The following is a 19687-nucleotide window of genomic DNA, read 5'->3' on the forward strand; positions in this document are numbered from 1 at the left end:
AGCACCAATCGGATCAACTATAGGTAAGAATTGTGTCGCCAGATTTAACCTTGATTCTGGGCGGGGCCGCGTCGGGCAAGTCGGTTTTCGCCGAAGAACTTGTTGTTTCTGCAGAAAAAAGCCGAGTTTACCTTGCGACATCACAAGTGTTTGATGACGAGATGCGACAGAAAATCGACCGCCACCTGAAACAACGTGGCGGCGGCTGGACCACGGTTGAAGAGCCTTTGGATCTGGGACCGGCTCTGGCCGGGCTATCCCCCGATCAGATCTGCCTGATAGACTGCGCCACCATGTGGCTAAGCAATCACTTGCTGGCAGAAAACGACCTTGAGACGGCACAAACGGCCCTGCTCGACGCGCTGCGCGCGTGCCCGGCCCAGATCGTGATCGTGTCGAACGAGGTAGGCCATGGCATCGTTCCGGACAACGCCCTCGCCCGCCGGTTCCGCGAGGCGCAGGGCCGGTTGAACATTGCGCTTGCGGCGCAGGCAGATCGTGTGGTGCAGGTCACCGCCGGGCTGCCGCTGGTTCTGAAAGGACAATTGCCGTGACCCGCCTGCACCTTGTCCGGCACGGGCCGACCCATGCAAAAACCATGGTCGGCTGGTCCGATCTGCCTGCCGACCTTAGCGACACTGCCGCCCTTCGACGATTGCACGACCATTTGCCGTCCGAAGCGCTTGTGATCTCGTCCGACCTGTCGCGTGCAGTCGACACGGCCTCGGCCATACAGGGCCAACGCCGCCGCCTGCCGCACAACCCGAACCTGCGGGAGATCCATTTTGGCAGCTGGGAGCTGCGCGGATTTGCCGAAATCGAAGCCGAGGATCCGGAGTTGGCCTTTGCCTATTGGGACAACCCCGGCGATGTTCGACCGCCGCAAGGCGAAAGCTGGAACGACGTCCGCAATCGGGTCGATTCCGCAATTGACGCGCTTGTGGGCGCGCACACGGGCCGCGATCTGGTGATCGTTGTGCATTTCGGTGTGATCCTTACTCAGGTACAACGCGCTCTTGATCTGGATGGGCAACAGACTTTCTCGCACAGGATCGACAACCTGTCGGTGACAGACATCGCTTTAGAAGGTGACACCTGGTCGGTCGGCACGATCAATCACCTTCCGTGAACAGGCCCCGCACAAATCACTGTTTTACCAGGCCGCAAAACTTCTGCATCGTCCGCGTATGACTTATGATTTGTATATCGGCGACCGCCTCTTCTCCAGCTGGTCGATGCGCGGCTGGTTGATGCTCAACAAGTTCAACCTGCCCTATCGCAGCCACATGATCGGCCTGTATTCGGGCACCATGTCACAGGACATGGAGCCGCTTGCTCCGGCCCGACTGGTTCCCGCATTGCGCCTGCCAGATGGAACAGTTGTCGGCGAAAGCCTGGCCATGGCCGAAACACTGGCCGAACGCCACCCCGGTGCCGGGCTGTGGCCGTCAGACCCTGCTGCCCGGGCAACCGCCCGCTGGCTCTGTGCCGAGATGGTTGCAGGGTTTGGTGCCCTGCGCGGCGCATGCCCAATGCAATTGCTGCACGTTTGGCAAGGCTTCAAACCTTCAGATGAGATTTTGGCAGATCTCGCCCGGATTGAGACTCTCTGGGCCCATGCACGGACAGTATCCGGCGCAAATCACGGCCCCTTGTTTGGCGCTTATTCACTGGCAGATGTTTTCTACACGCCAGTCGCAGCACGGATCATCGGATATGGGCTGCCGGTGTCAGAGACGAACCGGGCCTATTGCATGGAATTGCTGTCAGACCCGATCGTCAGACAATGGCGCGCCATGGGATTGACCGTTCAATACGATCCCTTTCCCTATCCGCAAGGCTTGCCGACCGAACCCTGGCCTGTCGGGGGGACATCAACCGCCAAACCGGTCCCCAATGGACCATCCCTGAACGAAGCTTGCCCCTATTCCGGCGACCCGGTGACAGATTTCCTGAAGCTGGACGGCCAACTCTGGGGGTTTTGTAACCCATTTTGCCGCGACAAAACCGTCGCCGACCCGGGGGCGTGGCCCAAATTTGCTGCATTGCGCGCGGCCGTTAACGACTCTTAAACCACAACCATGGCAGCAACGTTCTGTTAACCAAGAACAGGACTGCCATGGTCGCCCGTGCCCACACCGTTGCTTTTCAAGGGGTCGATGCCCGCCCGGTCGAAGTGCAATGTGCCGTCTCTCCCGGCTTGCCAGCCTTTTCCATTGTTGGCCTTCCCGACAAGGCCGTGTCCGAGGCGCGCGATCGTGTACGAAGCGCGCTGAGCGCAATGGCCATCGCTTTGCCCTCAAAGCGGATTACCATCAACCTGTCCCCTGCCGATCTGCCGAAGGAAGGCAGCCATTTCGACCTGCCCATCGCTGTTGCGCTCTTGTCAGCGCTCGAGATCATTCCCGCCGATGCCGCCGAGGGCACCGTAGCATTGGGGGAGTTATCGCTCGACGGCTCTCTCGTGCCCGTGGTCGGTGCCCTGCCTGCAGCCATGACAGCGGCCTCTGATGATCGCATGTTGCTTTGCCCCAAAGCCTCCAGCGCCGAAGCGGCCTGGGTCGATGCCACGCAAGTGATTGGCGCGGGATCTCTGGGCGATGTTGTTCGCCATTTCTCGGGTCAATCCCCCCTTCCGGCGGCGCAACCCGGTGAGGTGAACCTGGCCCCCAACGCGCGGGATCTGCGCGATGTAAAAGGGCAGGAACGCGCCAAACGCGCTTTGGAAATTGCCGCGGCGGGGCGTCACCACCTTATCATGATCGGCACTCCGGGCTCTGGCAAATCCATGCTGGCGGCGCGACTGCCGGGCATCTTGCCGCCTTTGACGGCTGTCGAGGCTTTGGAAACGTCGATGATCCAGTCTCTGTGCGGGTTGCTGGACGAAGGCGGAATCAATCGCACACGCCCGTTTCGCGAGCCACATCATACCGCCTCGATGGCTGCCATAGTCGGCGGCGGCAAAGGCGCCAAACCTGGTGAAATCTCATTGGCCCATAACGGTGTGCTGTTCATGGATGAGTTCCCGGAATTTCCACGCACCGTTCTGGAGACCCTGCGTCAGCCAATTGAAACCGGAGAGGTCATGGTGGCGCGCGCCAATGCCCACGTGAAATACCCCTGCCGCTTCATGCTGGTGGCCGCCGCAAACCCTTGTAAATGTGGCTACCTGACCGACCCCTCGCGCGCCTGTTCGCGTGCTCCGGGTTGTGGCGAAGACTATCTGAACCGCATCTCAGGGCCGTTGATGGACAGGTTTGATTTGCGGATAGAAGTGCCGCCCGTAGGTTTCACCGATCTGGATCTGCCCCCTTCCGGCGACAGTTCGGCGACGGTCGCGGCGCGTGTTGAAAACGCCCGTGCCATTCAGGCGGACCGGTTTCGGGACACCCCAAACCTGCGTCAAAATGCAGACGCAGAAGGTAAGGTTCTGGAAGAGATCGCAACACCCGATTCCGAAGGGAAAGAGGTCTTGCTGAAGGCAGCGGACCGGTTTGGCCTGTCGGCTCGCGCTTTCCACCGCATCCTCAGGGTGGCGCGCACCATCGCCGATCTGGACGGTGCGCCCGACATTCGCAAACCACATGTGGCCGAAGCGCTGAGCTTTCGGATCAGCGCCCGGGTCATGGCTTAGGCCTTGGCTTCGATCGCCAGCCAGATCTTCTCGGCAATGTTGACGCCGTCGAACCTTTCCAGCTCCTGAATACCGGTGGGCGAGGTCACGTTGATTTCGGTCAGATAGTCGCCGATAACGTCGATCCCGACAAAGATCTGACCTTTTTCTTTCAGCAAGGGTCCGATCGCAGCACAGATCTCAAGATCACGCTCTGACAGCCCGATCTTTTCCGGGCGGCCCCCGACATGCATGTTGGACCGCGTTTCGCCTGCGGCAGGAACCCGGTTGATCGCACCAACAGGCTCACCATCCACCAGGATCACCCGCTTGTCGCCATTGCTGACATCCGGCAGGAATTTTTGCACGATCAGAGGCTCGCGCGAGAATCCCGTGAACAGCTCATGCAGAGACGTCAGGTTGCGATCACTGGCATCCAGACGGAACACACCTGCACCGCCATTGCCATAAAGCGGCTTGAGAATGATATCGTCGTGTTTTTCCTTGAACGCCTTGATCGTTTGCAGATCGCGCGCGATCGTCGTCGGCGGGGTCAGGTCGGGAAAATCCAGCACCAGCAGTTTTTCAGGATAGTTGCGCACCCAGAACGGATCATTCACCACAAGCGCCTGCCCCTTGAGACGATCGAGCAAATGCGTCGATGTAATGTAATGCATGTCGAACGGAGGGTCCTGACGCAGCCAAACCACGTCGAAATCGGCCAGATCAACTTCACGCTCCGGACCCAGTATCGCCGGATCGCCTGCAACCCGCTGCACCGTCATGTCATGGCCACGTGCCGTGATGCGACCTTCCTGATAGGCCAGTTGATCCGGTCCGTAGAAAAACAACGAATGCCCGCGCGCCTGCGCCTCTTCCGCCAAACGGAATGAGCTGTCGGCATTGATGTCCACGGCCCCGATCGGGTCCATTTGAAAGGCGATTTTCATGACGTGTCCCTCAGTTTCACGCCAGATACATGGCCCAGCAGGTCCTTGGGTTCAATGGGGCTTAGACGTCACAGAAGGCGTTTTCGAGGATTTGAACAGAACCTGAACCATCCACAAGCGCTGCATCAAAGCGGACATCGGTCAATTGCCCGTTTGGCTCGTTTTCCAGAAACTGCGCGGCTGACGCATAGATTCGATCAATTTGCCTGCGGCTGATCCGGGCAGCGGCCCTGTCGAAACTGCTGCTTTTCTTGACTTCGATGAAGATAAGCCCCTCACCGTCCCGTGCGATCAGATCGATTTCGCCACCCACGCCGCGCCAGCGCCGATGCGCAATGGAATAACCCCGGCGTTCATAATCCGTGGCAACCCGAAGCTCTGCCGCTTGCCCGGCATGATAGGAAACCGATCCCTGATTTACCCGCCGACCCATGTCATCCCTTTCCCAGTTTCAGAGCTTTCTGATAAATCGGTCGGCGCGGCAGATCATACATTTCCGAAACAAGATCCGCTGCGTCCCGAACCGAGTGGGTTTCCAAAGCTCGTTTCAAAGCCTCTTCTACGTCGGATTCGTTAACGCTTTGCGAATGACTGCGGTCCACCAACAGGACGATTTCGCCTTTGACCGACTTGTCCTGAATTTCCGAAGCCAGATCACCCAGACGTCCACGACGGATTTCTTCAAATTTTTTGGTCAGTTCCCGACACAGCGCGGCTTGCCTGTCAGCCCCCAAGCCATCGGCCAGATCAGAAAGGCTGGCGGAAACCCGTTTCGGAGATTCGTAAAAAACCAAAGTGCCGGGAATGTCTTTCAAAGCCTCGATCCGGGCCCGACGCGCGCCGGATGCATTGGGAAGAAAACCCGCAAAAAAGAAAGCATCCGTCGGCAGGCCCGCCAATGTCAGGGCCGTCACGGCGGCGGAGGCACCAGGGGCGCATGTCACCATATGCCCGGCTTCTGCCGCTTGCTTGCCCAGATCATAGCCCGGATCAGCAATGAGCGGCATACCCGCCTCGGAAGCATAGGCAACCGATTGTCCCTGCGCCAACGCATCCATGAGCTTGCCACGTGCGCCCGCTCCACTGTGGTCATGGTAGGCCTGGATACGGCGGCCCTCCAGCGGGATGCCGTGAATCTCCATCAACCGGCGCAAACTCCGGGTGTCTTCTGCCGCAATCACGTCGGCCGAAGCCAGAACATCCAGCGCTCTGAGCGTAATATCGCGCGCGGTTCCGATCGGAGTGGCAACAAAATACAGGCCCGCAGCCAATCTGATCTTTTGGAAATTCAAAGCTGGACCCTCACAGCGTGACGTTTATTATCGCGGCTCGACAGAACAGAAGCATTCACAGCCGCCGGACCAGGGAGTTTTCATTTAGATGTTTACCGTTTGCAAGCCCGTAAGCAAGCTGGCGAAAGCCGTCGCAGCCCTGACAACCGCCGCGTTTCTGGCCGCCTGTGAACCCGGCGGCCTTGGGGGTGGACCCTCGATCAACACGGCCAATCCGGTTCCGGTCGCACTGCTGGTGCCCCGTTCGGGCGACGCCGCACTAGCGCAGAGCCTTGAGAATGCGGCACGTCTGGCAATGTCCGATCTGCCGAACGTCCAGATTGACCTGCGCGTCTATGATACGGCGGGCAATCCGGGCACCGCGACAGCGGTGGCCCAACAAGCCGTCGCAGAAGGGGCGAAAATCATTGTCGGTCCGGTCTACGCCCAGGCAGCAAATGCAGCCGGGTTGGCGGTTCTGAATAAAAACGTCAACGTCCTGTCGTTCTCGAACAATACAAGCATTGCAGGTGGCAACGTGTTTGTGCTGGGACCGACCTTTGATAATACGGCGAACCGGCTGGTCAACTATGCGGGCAAACAGGGCAAATCCAACATGGTGATCCTGCACAGCAATGACGCTGCGGGGCAACTGGGCCAAGCGGCAATCGCCAATGCGCTGGCAAACAGCCGGGTCAACAACGCGGGGACCGTCGCCTACGACCGGTCACAACAGGGCGTTATCAACTCGGTGCCCACCGTCAAAGCCACTGTGGACTCGACCGGCGCAGACTCGATCTTCATGACGGCAACCACGGCAGGTGCTTTGCCGCTGTTCACGCAATTGCTACCTGAGGCCGGAGTTTCGCCGGCGACCACGCAGTTCATCGGCCTGACACGTTGGGATATCCCACCGCAGACGCTGGAACTGCCGGGTGTGCAGGGGGGGTGGTTCGCTTTGCCCGACCCGTCCAAGGCGCAAGCCTACCGTCAACGCTATAACGCGACGTATGGCGAAGCGCCTCATCCGATCAGCGGTTTGGCCTATGACGGCATAGCGGCGATCGGCGCTTTGGTCAGCCAGGGCAAGTCCGACGCCCTGACAGCCGCAGCCCTGACACAGAACGCCGGTTTCCAGGGGGTTGGTGGTATCTTCCGCCTGCGTCCGGACGGCACCAACGAACGCGGTCTGGCCGTTGCCACGATCCAGAACAAACAGGTGGTTGTGATTGACCCTGCCCCACAAAGCTTCTCTGGTGCCGGTTTCTGAGCGGCCGGGCGTGACGACGGCGCCTGAAGGTGCCCTGATCTGCCCTGCCGAGGACATATTTGACGGCGCCAGCGTCAATGATGCGTTGGCTGAAGCGTTCGAAATCTGCCCTGACAACAGTAAAATGCGCTCGGAAACCGTGCGTATTCTGCGCGACGCTCAAAAGGCCGGTCGCAAGGCCATTGCCGATGCGTTCGGAGAACGCCCGTTCGACTCACGCGCACTGACCCGTTCTTATACGTATTTGACGGATCAACTGGTCGGGACGGCCATGTTGGTCTCCAGCACGCGTCTGCATCCATTGGCGACACCAACGCAAGGCGAAAAGATCGCCGTTTTGGCCGTTGGCGGATACGGACGCGGGGAAATGGCACCGTCTTCGGATGTCGATCTGCTGTTTCTCACCCCCTACAAAATCACGGCTTGGGCCGAGAGCGTCATTGAATCGATGCTCTACATTCTTTGGGACCTGCGCCTGAAGGTTGGGCATGCCTCGCGCACAATCAAAGACTGCCTTCGATTGGGCACCGATGATTTCACGATCCGCACGGCCATGTTGGAGCAGCGCTATCTGGCAGGCGACAAGGCACTGGCGGACGAGTTGGACCAACGCCTGAAGACTGAGCTGTTCAAAGGAACCGAACGCGAATTCATCGAGGCCAAACTGAAAGAACGGGACGAGCGGCACCTGAAACAAGGTGAACGCTACATGGTCGAGCCCAATGTGAAAGAGGGCAAGGGCGGCTTGCGCGACCTCCAATCGCTCTACTGGATCGCAAAATATGTCTATGGCGTTCAGGACGTGGCCGAACTTGTGCCTTTGGGCCTGTTCACTCCGGAAGAGTTCAAGACCTTCGTTCAGGCCGAAGAGTTCCTTTGGGCCGTGCGCTCGCATCTGCATCTGGTGACGGGTCGCGCCACGGAACAGCTGACATTTGACATGCAGGTCGAGGTTGCGGCGCGCATGGGTTACGAAGATCGCGCCGGTCGCCGCGCGGTCGAGGTGTTCATGCAACGCTATTTCCGTGAAGCCACCCGAGTGGGTGAACTGACGCGGATCTTTCTGACCAAGCTTGAAGCGCTGCACATGAAAGGCGCGCCCCTACTGGAGCGCATTTTCCGCAGTCGCCCACGGGTCAAAGCGGGTTACAAGGTTGTTCACGGTCGACTGGACGTGGGTGACCCGGATAAATTCTTGTCGGACAAAGTGAACCTTCTGCGTCTGTTCGAGGAAGGTTTGCGCACAGGGATGCTGATCCACCCGGATGCCATGCGTCTGGTGACGGCAAATCTGCATTTGATCGACGACGGAATGCGCAACGACAAAGAGGCTCAGCGCATCTTTCTGGATCTGATGCTGAAACACGGCAACCCGGAGCGTGCATTACGCCGGATGAACGAACTGGGTGTTCTTTCCGCTTTCCTGCCCGAGTTCGAGCACATCGTGGCGATGATGCAGTTCAACATGTATCACAGCTATACGGTGGACGAGCACACCATTCAGTGCATCGTCAACCTGGCCCAGATCGAACGCGGAGAGTTGATTGAATCCCTGCCCCTTGCGTCCTCGATCCTCGAACGCGGGGTCAACCGCAAGGTTTTGTATGTCGCGCTGCTGCTGCATGACATAGCAAAAGGCCGCCCCGAGGATCACTCGATTCTGGGCGCACAGATCGCGCGTAAAGTGGCCCCACGGTTGGGCCTGAACAAAACGGATTCGGAAACGGTGGAATGGCTGGTGCGCTATCACCTGCTCATGTCCGACATGGCGCAGAAACGCGACATTTCAGACCCCCGCACCGTCCGTGATTTCGCCAAAGCCGTTCAAACGGTCAAACGGCTGGATTTGTTGACCGTACTGACCGTCTGCGACATTCGCGGCGTTGGGCCGAACACCTGGAACAACTGGAAAGCCACGCTGTTGCGCGCCCTTCACGCGGAAACCAAACGAGCGCTGGAAACCGGGATGGAAGACCTCAACCGCGCCAATCGCGGGGCCGAGGCCAAGAAAGCCTTGCGCGCCGAATTGTCGACCTGGTCCAAGGCCGATCTCAAGACCGAGACCGGACGTCACTATGACCCCTATTGGCAGGGTCTGAATCTGGCAACGCATGTCGAATTTGCGGATATGCTGCGCGCGCTGGAACAAAGCGGCGACCCCGGGGCAACTGAGATCCGCCTGGAACCGGACGAGGATCGTGACGCGACCCGGGCCTGTTTCGCGATGGGCGATCACCCCGGAATTTTCTCCCGCATCGCCGGTGCGCTGGCCCTTGTGGGTGCCAATGTGGTGGATGCCCGCAGCTATACAACGAAAGATGGTTATGTAACGGATGCGTTCTGGATTCAGGACGCCGAAGGACACCCGTTCGAAGCTTCTCGACTGCCCCGCCTGACCCAGATGATCCACAAGACGCTGCGCGGCGAGGTGGTGGCCAGGGACGCGCTGAAATCGCGCGACAAGATCAAGAAACGCGAACGCGCATTCAACGTGCCGACGCATATTACTTTCGACAATGACGGCTCTGAAATCTACACGATCATCGAGGTGGACACCCGTGACCGCCCTGGCCTGCTATTCGATCTGGCACGGACCCTGGCCGCAGCGAATGTCTATATCGCCAATGCCGTGATTGCGACCTATGGCGAGCAGGTGGTGGATACGTTTTACGTCAAGGACATGTTCGGCCTGAAATACCATTCGGAAAGCAAGCAGCGCAGTCTTGAGGCGAGGCTGCGCAAGGCGATAACCGAAGGTGCCGAGCGTGCTGCCTCATGAAGCAAATCCGGTTGTTTTCGGGCCTGTTCACGGTTGGCTTTTGGACATTGGCCAGCCGAATTCTTGGCTTCCTGCGGGAAATTCTGCTGACCGCTTTCATCGGCCCCGGGCCGGTGATGGACGCCTTTGTCGCGGCCTTCAGACTGCCCAACATGTTCCGCCGCTTTTTCGCCGAAGGGGCTTTCAACGCGGCCTTTGTGCCCATGTTCTCCAAAAGGCTGGAGGCGGACGAGAACCCCCAAGGGTTCGCACAGGATGCGTTCAACCTTCTGGCGGTGGCCGTTCTGGCGCTTGTCGGACTGGCCATGGTTTTCATGCCGGGATTAGTGTGGCTAACGGCCGAAGGGTTTTATGGTGATGAGCGGTTCGATCTGGCCGTGGATTATGGGTACGTCGTGTTCCCTTACATCCTGTTCATGTCTCTGGCGGCCCTGTTCTCCGGAGTTCTGAACGCTACTGGAAGGTTTGCGGCGGCGGCAGCAGCGCCTGTATTGTTGAACATCTTTGCTTGCACTGCTCTGATCGTCGGGGCCATGTCTGGCGGCGAGGTGATCCGTTGGCTGATCTCGGTTATTCCGGTCGCAGGTGTCGCGCAATTGGCGCTGGTCTGGGTGGCGACCGAGCGCGCCGGTATCCGCATCCGCCCCAGCCGCCCCCACCTGACGCCCGAAATGCGCCGGATGGTCCGCATCGCCGTACCGGCCGCTTTGGCCATGGGGGTCACACAGGTCAATCTTGTGGTCGGGCAGTTGGTGGCGTCAAAGACCGAAAAAGCCGTGAGCTGGCTGTTTGCCGCAGATCGCCTGTACCAACTTCCGCTGGGTGTCGTCGGGATCGCCATCGGCATTGTTCTGCTGCCGGACCTGTCCCGCCGCCTGCGCGCGGACGACAAAGAGGGGGCTCGCAACGCCTTTTCCCGTGCCGGGGAATTCATGTTGCTGCTGACCCTGCCGTCAACCGTGGCGTTCCTGATCATCCCCAACCCATTGGTTTCAGTCCTGTTCGAACGTGGGCAGTTCAGCGCAGAAGATACGGCTGCAACGGCACTGGCTGTTGCGGTCTATGGCATCGGCCTGCCCGCCTTCATGCTGCAAAAACTGCTGCAACCTCTGTATTTCGCGCGTGAGGATACACGCTCACCGTTCCGCTATGCCGTTGTGGCAATGGTCGTGAACGCAGCCCTTGCGTTTGGTCTTTTCCCTCTGGTGGGCTGGATCGCCCCAGCGATTGCCGCGTCAACAGCGGGCTGGGCCATGGTCGTACTGCTGGCCCTCGGGGCGCGGAACATGGGGGAAGAGGCGCGTTTCGATGACCGGTTCAAAAGGCGCGCGGGCCGGATCGTGCTGTCCTCGATCGGCATGGGCGCGATTTTGTATGTGGCCATTCATCTGTTCGGATGGACGCTGGACATTCCCGGCTGGCGCTATCTGGCGCTGCTGCTCCTGATCAGTGTCGCGGCGACTTCGTATTTCTGCCTGGGTCATGTTCTGAACGCATTCAAACTGTCAGAGTTCAAACGCGCCTTGCGGCGTTCCTGATCAGTCGCGCCGGATGCGCCCGACGATCCGGGCCCAGGCCCCCGGCGCCACCAGGAAAGACAAAGCGAAACCTGTGGCGAACCCGCCCAGATCGGCGATCCAATCCGGGGCGCCTCCGAAGAGCAGGCGGAACAGAAACTGAATGCCCATCAAAACGGCAATAAGGCTGAACGCCCGTGCCTGATTTTCGCCAACAAGTGAAAGCTTGCGCCACAGCAACCATGTGAACGCCCCGATCAAGCCATAGACGGACGGAAAGCCACCGATCAGATAGGTGCCCGGCCCCAAAATCAGGGCATAGATCACCGCCCCGCCCACGCCGGACAGGACAAAAATCAGCAACATCGGAAAGCCGCCAAACACTTCGCCAACCATCTTGCCCATGGCCAGCACGAAGACACAGACAAACACCGCCTGTGTGAAATTGACCGAAACAAAAGGATATGTCAGCAGGCGTTTCAAATAGGCAATCTGCCAGTCGCCGGTTGCCAGCATCCGATCAAACTGGCTGACAAAAAACCCATAGCTGTCGATCGCATCCAGCCGCCAGCCCACAGCTGCTGGCCCTCCGATCAGGCCGCGCGATCCCAGCGTGAAGGCCAGTTCAATACCCATAATGAACAGAACCAGTGCCACGACAACGGGCGGCAACGGGTTCACGGCGGGTGTGTAATGCTCACTGCTCATTGGGCTGGCCTTTCGCGGCTGTTGACGTCCCTGTGCCTCATGGGTAAGCGACGGGGGTTGATTTTTCCAGACGGGAGTTCCCTTCGATGACCGAGAACCAGTTCACGCCGCGCGTGTTTTCCGGCATCCAGCCTTCTGGCGGACTGACCCTGGGCAACTATCTGGGCGCGATGAAGCGCTTTGTGGATATGCAGGGTGCAGAGTTCGAAACCATCTATTGCATGGTCGACCTGCACGCGATCACTGTCTGGCAAGACCCCGCTGCGCTGACGCACAACACCCGTGAACTGTGCGCTGGATTCATCGCCGCAGGCATTGATCCCGAACAGTCGATCTTGATCAATCAAAGCCAGGTGCCGGAACACGCGCAATTGGCGTGGATCTTCAACTGTGTCGCCCGCATGGGCTGGATGCAGCGGATGACCCAGTGGAAGGACAAGGCGGGAAAGAACCAGCAGAACGCATCGCTGGGCCTGTTCGCCTATCCTGCCCTGATGGCAGCCGACATTCTGATCTATCACGCTACCCATGTGCCGGTCGGTGAAGACCAGAAGCAGCATCTGGAACTGACCCGTGATATCGCCATCAAGTTCAACAACGATTTTGGTGTCGATTTCTTCCCCGTAACCGAGCCGGTGATCGAGGGCGCGGCGACGCGCGTCATGAGCCTGCGGGACGGATCCAAGAAGATGTCGAAATCAGATCCCTCGGATATGAGCCGGATCAACCTGACCGATGATGCTGACGCAATCGCCAAGAAAATCCGCAAGGCCAAGACTGATCCAGATGCATTGCCGTCGGAGGTTGACGGGCTTGAGGACCGCCCCGAGGCGCGCAACCTGGTCAATATCTACGCGGCCCTGAACGATCAGAGCGTCGAACAGGTTCTGGCCGAGGTAGGCGGCAAGCAGTTCGGGGACTTCAAACCGTTGTTGGCCGATTTGGCGGTGGCAAAACTGGCCCCGATTTCGTCCGAGATGTCGCGTCTGATGGCGGATCAGGCCGAGATTGATCGTATTCTTGCCCGTGGAGCTGAACGCGCCCGCGAGATTTCGGCTCCGATCTTGCAAAAGACCTACGAAATCGTGGGCATGGTTGGATCAGCAGCTCGCTGATTGCACTGGACCTTCGCCTGACGCCCTCCTAGGGTTTGCCTGAATAAGAGGAGGGCGTCATGGCAACCGGCAAGAACATCCGGACCTATTTTCAAGGCCAATGGCATGACGGGGATGCACCCATCATGCGTGCCGCCGATCACGGTGCTTGGTTGGGATCTTCGGTGTTTGACGGAGCACGGTATTTCGACGGCGTCGCACCCGATTTGCATGCCCACTGCGCACGGGTGAACCGGTCAGCCGAAGCCTTGATGCTGACTCCGACCGTGACCACCGAACAAATGGTCGATCTGGTGCGTGAGGGGTTGCAGGGCTACAACCCAGACACAGCCGTTTACATCCGCCCGATGTATTGGGGCATCGACGGGGATCATACCGCAATCATCCCGCAGGAAAACAGCACCGGCTTTGCAATCTGTCTGGAGGAAATCCCGATGGCACCGGACACAGCCTCGGTCACGCTGTCGACCACGCGTTTCCGTCGCCCGGTTCTGGAAAGCGCGGTGGTGAACGCCAAGGCCGGGTGCCTTTATCCCAACAACGCCCGCATGTTGCAAGAAGCGCGCGCCAAAGGGTTTTCAAACGCTTTGGTCGCCGATGCGATGGGCCATGTGGCCGAAACGGCAACCGCCAATATCTTTATGGTCAAGGATGGCGAAGTCTTTACCCCGATCCCAAACGGCACTTTCCTTGCAGGGATTACCCGGGCGCGACACATCAAAAACCTGCGCGAAGATGGTGTGACAGTCCACGAAGCCGTTCTGAGTTTCGAAGATTTTCACGAGGCTGACGAGGTGTTCATGTCCGGCAATATGAGCAAGGTCACACCCGTAACCGCGCTGGAAGATACGCAATTTCAGGTTGGCCCTATTGCCCGCCGTGCCCGCGCGCTTTATTGGGATTGGGCTGCAAGCGAACGCTAGCTCGACACCAGTGGTTTGCCCGAGTTGCCAGCGCGCTATCGGTCGGGCATGATCCCTGAAACCTAAAGAGGATACCCATGCGTAAGTTCCTAGTCGTTCTGGATGACAGCCGCGAATGCCTGAACGCAATGCGGTTTGCCGCGATGCGGGCTGCCCATACCGGTGGTGGCGTGACCGTCCTGTCCGTCATCCCGCCAGACGAGTTCAATCACTGGATCGGTGTGGCCGAAACTATGCGTGAAGAAGCCCGCGAGCGCATCCACGCGCATTTCGAAGTATTTGCCAAGTGGATGCGGGACAAACAGAATGTGGAACCCGAACTGGCCGTTCGCGAAGGCGATCCGGTGCCGCAAATCATCGAACATGTTCAGGCCGACCCCGAAATCGGCGTTCTTGTCCTTGGCGCGGGCACCGACAAGAAGGGGCCTGGCCCGTTGGTGACTCAGCTGACTAAGAACTCAGGCAGCCTGCCAATCCCGATCACGATTGTTCCCGGCGACCTGAGCAAGGAAAAACTGGAAGAAATTACCTGAGGATCGTCGATGGCGAAGACCATACAATTCTGGTTCGAATTCGCCTCGACCTATTCCTATCTCAGCGCCATGCGGATCGAACTGGCCGCGCAGGAAAAGGGTGTTTCCGTCGAATGGCACCCTTTTCTGCTGGGGCCGATATTCGCAGATCAGGGATGGCGCAACTCACCGTTCAACATTTATCCTGCCAAGGGGCGCTACATGTGGCGCGACATGGAACGCCTATGCAAGGCGCGCGGGCTTCCGTTTGTGCGGCCAGATCCGTTCCCGCAAAACTCGCTTATTGCAGCGCGGCTGGCCTTGGCTATTGAGAACCACGCGGAACGCGCGGCATTTGTTCGGGCAGTCTACAGCGCTGAATTCGGTTCGGGGCAAGATATCTCTGACGATAACGTGCTTGTGGCCTGCCTGAAAACGGCAGGGATACCGTCCAACCTGCTGAACCGTGCGCAGGACCCGGATGTAAAAGAGGCGCTGTTCGAGCAAACAGCCCGCGCCAAGGCACTTGATCTGTTCGGCGCACCAAGTTTTCTTGCCGGAGAAGAGTTGTTTTGGGGCGACGACCGTCTGGATGATGCAATAGACTACGCCTCGACAATTTAGAATCGTTCCAAATCTTGACTTCCCGTGCCCCTGCGCGCATATCAGAGGCACATCAGACGGAGCTGCCCCATGTTCATCCAGACCGAATCCACCCCGAACCCGGCCACATTGAAGTTTCTGCCCGGCCAGACGGTGCTTGAGGCTGGAACAGCAGATTTCCCATCGGCAGAGGCGGGTGAGAAATCTCCGCTGGCCAAGCGCATCTTTGCAGTAAATGGCGTGACCGGCGTGTTCTTTGGCAATGATTTTGTCACTGTCACCAAAACGGATGACGTTCAGTGGGATCACATCAAACCCGCCATTCTGGGCGCGGTGATGGAGCATTACCAGTCCGGGCAACCGGTCATGGGCGCAGAGGCCGTCGCAGCCTCGGGTCACGCCGAACATACCGGAGAAGATGCCGAGATCGTCAATCAGATCAAAGATTTGCTGGACAGCCGGGTACGCCCTGCAGTGGCTCAGGATGGCGGTGACATCACGTTCCACGGGTTTGATCGCGGCGTGGTCTATCTGCACATGCAAGGTGCCTGCGCAGGCTGCCCGTCTTCGACGCTGACCCTGAAGATGGGCATCGAAAACCTGCTGCGCCACTACATTCCCGAAGTGACCGAGGTTCGCCCTGTTGCCGTCTGACCCGACAATTCTGGCATTTGATACATCGGCCGCGCATTGCGCGGCCGCTTTGTTGCGTGACGGTGTGATTGTCGCGTCTCGTGCTGAGCCGATGTCACGCGGTCAGGCCGAGCGGTTGATGCCCCTGCTGGAAGAGGTCCTGGCAGAAGCCGGATGCGCCTGGGCCGATCTGGACGCGATCGGCGTTGGAATCGGCCCGGGCAATTTCACCGGCATCCGCATCTCGGTCTCTGCCGCACGAGGTCTCGCCTTGGGTCTTGATGTCCCTGCGGTTGGCGTATCGGGGTTCGATGCTCTGGGCGAACTGGCAGAAGAAGGTCAGATTGCCGCCATTCCTGCCCCCCGCGATCAGGTTTATGTGCAAGCCCCCCAGTCCGACCCCTGCCTGATCCCTCGAGCCGATGCCGAATTGCTTGGACCCTTGTTTTCCTGCTCTGACCCTTCTTTGCAGGCACAAGCCATCGCCCGGTTGGCCGCACGGCGCTGGCGCAGTGTCAGTGCACCTCCGGCGCCTTTGTATGTCAGACCTGCGGACGCCGCGCCGTCGCGCGATCTGCCCCCGGTTTTGCTGGACGAATGACACCGGACGAGATGGCATCGACTCATGCTGCTGCGTTTACGCAGTCGCGCCCTTGGACAGCTGATGAGTTTGCCGGCCTTCTGGAAAATCGCTTTACTCATGTCATCGGCGATGCCCGATGCTTTGCACTGATTCAGGTGATCGCAGGCGAAGCTGAGTTGCTGACAATTGCGACTCACCCCTCGAAGCAGCGGCAAGGTCTTGCGCTGCAAACAATGCATGATTGGCATAGGCAGGCAGTCGCGTTGCAGGCGACCCGTGCTTTTCTGGACGTCGCGGCAGACAACTTTGCCGCCATCGCTCTCTACAAAAGATGCGGATATCGGCAGTTTGGCCTGCGCAAAGGGTATTATACACGCGAAACAGGCCCAAAAATCGATGCGCTCGTGATGGAATGCCGCTTGCCCTAGCGGCAATTTGGCTTTTTTAGACCATTTGGTCAGAAATCAGTTGACCATGACGGTTGCAAACCCCCTTAATACCCGCCATCACAACAGTTATGCTCGCTAAAAGTGGGTAAACGGGGCTAATCTGACCCTGTGCCAACATAATAATTTGGGAGAATGAAATGACCCTGATGAAATCCTTGATGGGTGCTGCCGCTGCCGTCGCACTGACTGCGGGTGCCGCTCTGGCCGAACCGGCGCTGATCTTTGATCTGGGCGGCAAGTTCGACAAGTCCTTCAATGAAGCGGCGCATAACGGCGCGCAGCGTTGGGCGAACGAGACCGGCGGCAAGTATCGCGAGATCGAACTGCAATCGGAAGCCCAGCGCGAGCAGGCCCTCCGTCGTTTTGCCGAAGCAGGCGCGAACCCGATCATCACCATGGGATTTGCCATGGCAGACCCTCTCAGCACGGTCGCACCGGACTATCCTGACACCAAATTCGTTGTTGTTGATGTGACCTGGCTGGATGCACCAAACCTTCGCCAAGTCGGCTTTGCCGAGCATGAAGGGTCGTATCTTGTCGGCATGATGGCCGCCATGGCTTCTGAGTCCGGCACGGTTGGCTTCATCGGTGGCATGGATGTACCGCTTATCCGCCACTTTGGGTGCGGCTATGCCCAGGGCGCCAAAGCCGTTAATCCGGACGTGAACGTGATTGCAAACATGACCGGAACGACTCCGGCTGCGTGGAACGACCCGGTTAAAGGTTCGGAACTCACCAAAGCACAGATCAGCCAGGGCGCTGACGTGATTTATGCCGCCGCGGGCGGAACCGGCGTTGGCGTCCTGCAGACCGCGGCTGACGAAGGCATTCTGTCGATCGGTGTGGACAGCAACCAGAATCACCTGCATCCCGGTAAAGTCCTGACTTCGATGCTGAAACGCGTGGATGTCGCTGTTTATGAAGCGATGAAAGCGGGTGATGATGTCGAAACCGGCGTATTCACCATGGGTCTGGCCGAAGACGGTGTTGGCGTCGCCATGGACGAAAACAACAAGGAACTTGTTTCGGTTCGCATGAGTGATGCCGTCGACGAAGCCCGCAAGGGTATCATCAATGGCGACATCAACGTCGTGAGCTACTACGAGAACGATAGCTGCCCGGCACTGCAGTTCTGATAATGCGCGGGGCGGGAGGGCACCTTCCGCCTCGTCACCCACTTCGCCATCCGAGCCAGTGGCCGGGTGGCCTTTTCGGCAGTTGAGGGCAAGACATGACCGTCCCCGCCATTGAGCTCAAAGGGATTTCCAAAGCCTTTGGGCCGGTTCAGGCCAACAAAGACATCTCGATCAGCGTCGCCCCCGGTACGATCCATGGGATCATCGGTGAAAACGGTGCGGGCAAATCCACGCTGATGAGCATCCTCTTCGGCTTCTACAAGGCCGACAAAGGTGAGATTTGGATCAACGGAACCAAGACCGATATCCCGGATAGCCAGGCGGCCATCGCTTCGGGCATCGGGATGGTGTTCCAGCATTTCAAGCTGGTGGAAAACTTTACTGTTCTGGAAAACATCGTTCTGGGTGCCGAGGATGGCGGGCTGCTTGCCCCGTCTTTGGCCAAAGCCCGCAAAGAGCTGAAAGAGCTGGAAGAAGAATACGAACTGTTCGTTGACCCAGACAAACGCATCGATGAAATCGGTGTAGGGATGCAGCAGCGTGTCGAGATTCTCAAGGCGCTGTACCGCAAGGCCGAGATTCTGATTCTGGACGAACCGACGGGTGTGCTGACCCCGGCTGAAGCCGATCAGTTGTTCCGCATTCTCGACCGTCTGCGGGCCGAGGGGAAAACAATCATCGTGATCACGCACAAGCTGCGTGAAATCATGGAAAACACCGACACCGTATCGGTCATGCGGCGCGGGCAGATGACGGCGACCGTCAAGACATCCGAGACCAACCCCGAGGAATTGGCCGAACTTATGGTGGGCCGCAAGGTTCTGCTTCAGGTCGATAAGGTTCCCGCACAACCGGGCAAGCCTATTCTCGAGGTAGAAAAGTTGAGTGTTTTCGACTCGGCTGGTGTCGAGCGGGTCAAAGGTATTGATCTGACGGTCCGCGCCGGTGAAATCCTCGGCATCGCCGGCGTGGCCGGCAATGGACAATCCGAACTGCTTGAGGTTCTGGGCGGAATGCGTCCGGGTCGCGGCACGATCAAACTGAACGGGCAGCCATTGGCGCTGAGCGGTGCAGGATCGGACGGTCAGGCCCGTCGCGCCCAGCACATCGCGCATGTGCCCGAAGACCGGCAGCGTGAAGGCCTGATCATGGACTTCCACGCCTGGGAAAACGTGGCTTTCGGTTATCACCGCGATCCGGCTTATAAACGCGGTATCTTCATGGACAACGCCGCGTTGCGGGCCGATACCGAAGCCAAGATCGAGAAATTCGACGTCCGTCCGCCCAACCCGTGGCTGGCCGCCAAAAGTTTCTCAGGCGGCAACCAGCAGAAAATCGTTGTTGCGCGCGAGATTGAACGCAACCCTGACCTGCTGCTGGTCGGTCAACCCACGCGTGGCGTCGACATCGGTGCGATTGAGTTCATTCACAAGCAGATCGTTGCCCTGCGCGATCAGGGCAAAGCAATCCTGCTGGTCTCGGTCGAACTGGAAGAGATCTTCTCGCTCTCCGACCGGATTGCAGTGATGTTTGACGGTCACATCATGGGCGAACGCCTACCCCACGAAACAGATGAAAAAGAACTGGGCCTGTTGATGGCCGGTGTTGCGGGGGAGGCCGCGTAA

General features: G+C 58.8%; 20 protein-coding genes. 16 read left to right on the forward strand and 4 right to left on the reverse strand.

Going from position 1 to position 19687, the window contains the following annotated elements:
- Positions 1-32: 32 nt before the first annotated feature.
- The 4 genes from cobU to ACR0LF_RS07460 are packed head-to-tail and all read left to right on the forward strand — an operon-like array spanning position 33 to position 3634.
- Positions 33-554, forward strand: coding sequence for a bifunctional adenosylcobinamide kinase/adenosylcobinamide-phosphate guanylyltransferase (gene cobU, locus ACR0LF_RS07445; RefSeq protein WP_480579224.1), 522 nt, complete (start codon positions 33-35; stop codon positions 552-554).
- Positions 551-1129, forward strand: coding sequence for a histidine phosphatase family protein (locus tag ACR0LF_RS07450; RefSeq protein ID WP_480579226.1), 579 nt, complete (start codon positions 551-553; stop codon positions 1127-1129). Before cobU ends, ACR0LF_RS07450 begins: the two co-directional genes overlap by 4 nt.
- A gap of 58 nt (positions 1130-1187) precedes the next feature.
- Positions 1188-2072: a glutathione S-transferase gene (locus ACR0LF_RS07455; protein WP_480579228.1), complete on the forward strand. Its 885-nt coding sequence runs from the start codon at positions 1188-1190 to the stop codon at positions 2070-2072.
- 47 nt (positions 2073-2119) lie between these two features.
- Positions 2120-3634 carry a YifB family Mg chelatase-like AAA ATPase gene (locus ACR0LF_RS07460; protein ID WP_480579230.1) on the forward strand — a complete coding sequence of 505 codons (1515 nt, stop codon included), beginning with the start codon at positions 2120-2122 and terminating at the stop codon, positions 3632-3634.
- Here the strand turns inward: ACR0LF_RS07460 and gshB are convergent.
- The 3 genes from gshB to rsmI all read right to left on the reverse strand — a co-directional run bounded on the left by gshB (position 3631) and on the right by rsmI (position 5855).
- Positions 3631-4563, reverse strand: a complete 933-nt coding sequence (gshB, locus tag ACR0LF_RS07465; protein WP_480579232.1) for a glutathione synthase — start codon at positions 4561-4563, stop codon at positions 3631-3633. The genes ACR0LF_RS07460 and gshB overlap by 4 nt on opposite strands.
- Before the next feature lie 61 nt (positions 4564-4624).
- Entirely contained in the window at positions 4625-4996 is a 372-nt protein-coding gene (locus ACR0LF_RS07470) for a YraN family protein (RefSeq protein WP_480579234.1), read from the reverse strand.
- A 1-nt stretch (position 4997) separates the two neighbouring features.
- On the reverse strand, positions 4998-5855 hold the full coding sequence (gene rsmI / locus ACR0LF_RS07475) for a 16S rRNA (cytidine(1402)-2'-O)-methyltransferase (protein ID WP_480579236.1): 858 nt from the start codon (positions 5853-5855) through the stop codon (positions 4998-5000).
- Between the two features lie 88 nt (positions 5856-5943).
- On the opposite strand from rsmI, the gene ACR0LF_RS07480 reads away from it, so the two are divergent.
- From ACR0LF_RS07480 to murJ, 3 genes are read left to right on the forward strand one after another with little or no spacing between them, the layout of a single operon-like run.
- Positions 5944-7104, forward strand: a complete 1161-nt coding sequence (locus ACR0LF_RS07480; protein WP_480579238.1) for a penicillin-binding protein activator — start codon at positions 5944-5946, stop codon at positions 7102-7104.
- A complete protein-coding gene (locus ACR0LF_RS07485) occupies positions 7064-9883 on the forward strand; it encodes a [protein-PII] uridylyltransferase (protein ID WP_480579240.1) in 2820 nt (939 codons plus the stop codon). The genes ACR0LF_RS07480 and ACR0LF_RS07485 overlap by 41 nt, the downstream gene beginning before the upstream one ends.
- A complete protein-coding gene (gene murJ, locus ACR0LF_RS07490; RefSeq protein WP_480579242.1) occupies positions 9880-11421 on the forward strand; it encodes a murein biosynthesis integral membrane protein MurJ in 1542 nt (513 codons plus the stop codon). Before ACR0LF_RS07485 ends, murJ begins: the two co-directional genes overlap by 4 nt.
- On the opposite strand, the gene ACR0LF_RS07495 is transcribed toward murJ, so the two are convergent.
- Positions 11422-12108, reverse strand: a complete 687-nt coding sequence (locus ACR0LF_RS07495; RefSeq protein ID WP_480579244.1) for a rhomboid family intramembrane serine protease — start codon at positions 12106-12108, stop codon at positions 11422-11424.
- Between the two features lie 86 nt (positions 12109-12194).
- Here ACR0LF_RS07495 and trpS point away from each other — a divergent pair, with 86 nt between their 5' ends.
- The 9 genes from trpS (at position 12195) to ACR0LF_RS07540 (ending at position 19687) form a co-directional block, all read left to right on the forward strand.
- Positions 12195-13223 (forward strand): tryptophan--tRNA ligase, encoded by a 1029-nt coding sequence (gene trpS, locus ACR0LF_RS07500; RefSeq protein ID WP_480579246.1) that lies wholly within the window; start codon positions 12195-12197, stop codon positions 13221-13223.
- A gap of 59 nt (positions 13224-13282) precedes the next feature.
- Positions 13283-14146, forward strand: a complete 864-nt coding sequence (locus ACR0LF_RS07505; protein WP_480579248.1) for a branched-chain amino acid aminotransferase — start codon at positions 13283-13285, stop codon at positions 14144-14146.
- A gap of 77 nt (positions 14147-14223) precedes the next feature.
- Complete coding sequence (locus tag ACR0LF_RS07510; RefSeq protein ID WP_480579250.1) at positions 14224-14679, forward strand: universal stress protein; 456 nt, start codon at positions 14224-14226, stop codon at positions 14677-14679.
- A gap of 9 nt (positions 14680-14688) precedes the next feature.
- The gene (locus ACR0LF_RS07515) at positions 14689-15282 is read left to right on the forward strand and encodes a DsbA family protein (RefSeq protein WP_480579252.1); all 594 of its coding nucleotides are present in this window, start codon (positions 14689-14691) and stop codon (positions 15280-15282) included.
- A 69-nt stretch (positions 15283-15351) separates the two neighbouring features.
- Positions 15352-15915 carry a NifU family protein gene (locus tag ACR0LF_RS07520; RefSeq protein ID WP_480579254.1) on the forward strand — a complete coding sequence of 188 codons (564 nt, stop codon included), beginning with the start codon at positions 15352-15354 and terminating at the stop codon, positions 15913-15915.
- Positions 15905-16495 (forward strand): tRNA (adenosine(37)-N6)-threonylcarbamoyltransferase complex dimerization subunit type 1 TsaB, encoded by a 591-nt coding sequence (gene tsaB / locus ACR0LF_RS07525; RefSeq protein WP_480579256.1) that lies wholly within the window; start codon positions 15905-15907, stop codon positions 16493-16495. Before ACR0LF_RS07520 ends, tsaB begins: the two co-directional genes overlap by 11 nt.
- Positions 16492-16905 carry a GNAT family N-acetyltransferase gene (locus ACR0LF_RS07530; protein ID WP_480579258.1) on the forward strand — a complete coding sequence of 138 codons (414 nt, stop codon included), beginning with the start codon at positions 16492-16494 and terminating at the stop codon, positions 16903-16905. The genes tsaB and ACR0LF_RS07530 overlap by 4 nt, the downstream gene beginning before the upstream one ends.
- A 158-nt stretch (positions 16906-17063) precedes the next feature.
- Positions 17064-18062: a BMP family lipoprotein gene (locus ACR0LF_RS07535; RefSeq protein ID WP_480579260.1), complete on the forward strand. Its 999-nt coding sequence runs from the start codon at positions 17064-17066 to the stop codon at positions 18060-18062.
- A 95-nt stretch (positions 18063-18157) separates the two neighbouring features.
- Positions 18158-19687: an ABC transporter ATP-binding protein gene (locus ACR0LF_RS07540; protein ID WP_480579262.1), complete on the forward strand. Its 1530-nt coding sequence runs from the start codon at positions 18158-18160 to the stop codon at positions 19685-19687.

The organism is Ruegeria sp. E8, from assembly GCF_056533985.1.